General features: G+C 46.1%; 2 protein-coding genes and 1 pseudogene. 1 reads left to right on the top strand and 2 read right to left on the bottom strand.

Features of this window, described 5'->3' with window-relative positions:
- Nucleotides 1-204, top strand: a pseudogene (locus B7X71_RS14485) (OsmC family peroxiredoxin); the annotation flags it as partial.
- 78 nt (nt 205-282) lie between these two features.
- Here B7X71_RS14485 and lysS read toward each other — a convergent pair.
- Both lysS and prfB read right to left on the bottom strand, forming a co-directional pair.
- On the bottom strand, nt 283-1,833 hold the full coding sequence (gene lysS / locus B7X71_RS14480; protein WP_293601147.1) for a lysine--tRNA ligase: 1,551 nt from the start codon (nt 1,831-1,833) through the stop codon (nt 283-285).
- Between the two features lie 34 nt (nt 1,834-1,867).
- A protein-coding gene (gene prfB, locus B7X71_RS14475) for a peptide chain release factor 2 (protein WP_293601146.1) occupies nt 1,868-2,969 on the bottom strand; the annotation gives its coding sequence in 2 pieces (ribosomal slippage) (nt 1,868-2,890 and nt 2,892-2,969; 1,101 coding nt annotated over the 2 pieces). This gene is flagged as partial in the annotation.

Here is a 2,969-nt window from a genome sequence, read left to right as displayed (position 1 = left end):
AGAAATGAACAGAACCGCTTACGCATTCTGGCGATCTACGTTGATATTCATATTGGGGTACCAGGATCTACTTTGGAAAACCTGGATCGAGTATTGGCTCAGTTTCAGGATTTCTGCACCGTATCTTCTAGTGTTAGCCTGGGTATTCCAGTCAATGTCACGGTTATCGATAGCGAGAACACAAAACTATATCCAGCAAGTTGAGTTTTCCAGGCCTATCAATAGAAAAAGCCGCAGAGGAATCTGCGGCTTTTTAATTTCTAAGAATAGAGTTTGAATTAATTACTCTTCTTCGCGACGCAGGTGAGGGAACAAAATCACATCACGAATATTAGGTGCGTCAGTCAGTAGCATGACTAAGCGATCAATACCAATGCCACAACCGCCTGTTGGGGGCATGCCGTATTCAAGTGCACGAATAAAGTCATGGTCAAAGTACATCGCTTCTTCATCACCCGCTTCTTTTTGCTCCACTTGCTTACGGAAGCGGTTGGCCTGATCTTCGGCATCATTTAACTCTGAGAAGCCATTGGCGATCTCACGACCGGTAATGAATAATTCAAAGCGTTCGGTAATGCCAGGACGCGTATCAGATTCACGAGCGAGAGGGCTGACTTCAATTGGGTAATCGATAATGTAAGTTGGCTCCCAGAGGTGTGACTCGGCAACCAATTCAAATAAAGCAAGTTGCAAGGCGCCAATACCGGCATTCTTCAGGGTTGGGGAATCTGGGTTCTCACCACCTTTTTTCAATTCAGCACGAATAAATGCAGCATCTTCAAGTTGGGCTGGCTCATAGCTCTTATTGGATTGGCCGCAATACTTCAAGATCGCTTCAGTAATGGTCAAGCGCTGGAAAGGTTTGCTGAGGTCGAGTTCACGGCCCTGGTGGGTCAGGACAGTAGTGCCTTGCGCATCCATTGCAGCAGAGCGAATTAAGTTCTCCGTAAAATCCATCAGCCAACGGTAATCGGTATAGGCTGCATAGAATTCCATCATCGTGAATTCTGGATTGTGACGTGGGCTAACGCCTTCGTTACGGAAATTGCGATTGATTTCAAAGACACGCTCAAAACCACCTACTACCAAGCGCTTCAAGTAGAGCTCTGGAGCAATGCGCAAGAACATTTGCATGTCTAAAGCATTGTGATGTGTGATGAAGGGTTTTGCTGTGGCGCCACCAGGAATAGGGTGGAGCATTGGTGTTTCAACTTCCATGAAGTCCGCATCCAGCATATGGCGACGCAATGAGGCGATCGTGTTGCTACGTGCTCTAAATGTATTGCGGCTCTCTGGATTCACAATCAAATCAACATAGCGCTGACGATACTTGGTCTCTAAATCTGAGAGGCCATGGAACTTATCTGGAAGAGGGCGCAACGATTTGCTAAGGAGGCGTAGATTGCTACATTCAACGGAGAGCTCACCCTTATTTGTCTTGAATAAATTGCCTTCAGCGGAGATAAAGTCACCCATGTCCCAGTGCTTAAATGCACCATGAATATCGGCACCACTGATTTCATCATTGATGTAGAACTGAATCTGACCGCTACGATCTTGAATGGTCGCAAAACTGGCTTTTCCCATGACGCGCTTGAGCACCATACGACCGGCAACCTTGACATGCACCTTCTTGGCGGCTAATTCTTCTTTAGTGAGGCTGTCATAGTGAGTATGCAGATCTGCAGCTAAGTGGGTCGGCACGAAGTCATTTGGAAACGCTACTCCGCCTTCGCGTAACTTGGCTAATTTCTCACGACGCTCGGCAATGATGTGATTTTCATCAACAGCTTCAGTAGCTTGATTAGGGTTGGAGTTCACTTGATCGTTCATATGCAATATTAATAGCTGGAATAGGGGGAATGAATCAAACGCCTTGCTTCAGGCTAGCTTCAATAAAGGCATCAAGATCGCCATCCAATACTTTTTGTGTATTGGATATCTCAACGTTAGTGCGTAAGTCTTTAATGCGGCTTTGATCGAGTACGTAGGAGCGGATTTGATGACCCCAACCCACATCGGTTTTGCTTGCCTCAAGCTTGTCTTGCTCTGCACGACGCTTTTGCATCTCATGCTCATACAAGCGAGATTTGAGCATCGTCATCGCTTCAGCTCTATTGCGGTGTTGGCTTCGATCATTCTGACACTGCACCACAATGCCAGTTGGAAGGTGGGTCAAGCGAACTGCAGAGTCGGTTTTATTAATATGCTGACCACCCGCACCAGAGGCGCGATAGGTGTCAGTACGAATATCTGCTGGATTGACATCAATCTCAATCGAGTCGTCAATCTCTGGGTAAACATAGATACTGGCAAAAGAAGTATGGCGACCGTTTGATGAATCAAATGGGGACTTACGTACCAAGCGATGCACACCAGTCTCTGAACGGAGGTGGCCGTATGCATACTCACCATCTACTTTGATAGTGGCGCTCTTAATACCAGCAACGTCACCATCAGACTCTTCCAGAATTTCTGTTTTGTAGCCTTTACGTTCGCAATACTTGAGGTATTGACGGAAGAGCATGCTCGCCCAGTCACAAGCTTCTGTGCCACCTGCGCCTGCTTGAATATCAATAAAGCAATTACAGGAATCCATTTCGTTATGGAACATGCGGCGGAACTCAAGATCATGAATGATCTTGCTGTAGCTCTCAACATCTTGCTCAATAGCGCCAATCGTTTCAAAATCACTTTCTTCTTTGGCCATATCGAATAGTTCGATGGCACCAGTGATATTGCTATTTAAATCGGTGAGGGTGGCAACAACGCCATCGAGCAATTTCTTTTCTTTGCCGAGGGCTTGTGCTTTCTTTTGATCATCCCAAATGGTGGGATCTTCAAGAATAGAGTTAACTTCAGTAAGGCGTCGTGACTTTACTTCGAAGTCAAAGATACCCCCGAAGTGCTTGCTCACGGGTGAGCAGATCGGACAGGGTATTTGAAATAATATTGAGTTGTTCGGCTTC

It is taken from the genome of Polynucleobacter sp. 39-46-10, from assembly GCF_002282275.1.
The sequence above is the reverse complement of the archived record's forward strand: the minus strand, read 5'-3'. Positions and strand labels throughout refer to the sequence as shown.

Coding starts and splice junctions, on each gene's coding strand:
- lysS (WP_293601147.1), bottom strand. CDS start 1,833: ATGAACGATCAAGTGAACTCCAACCCTAATCAAGCTACTGAAGCTGTT.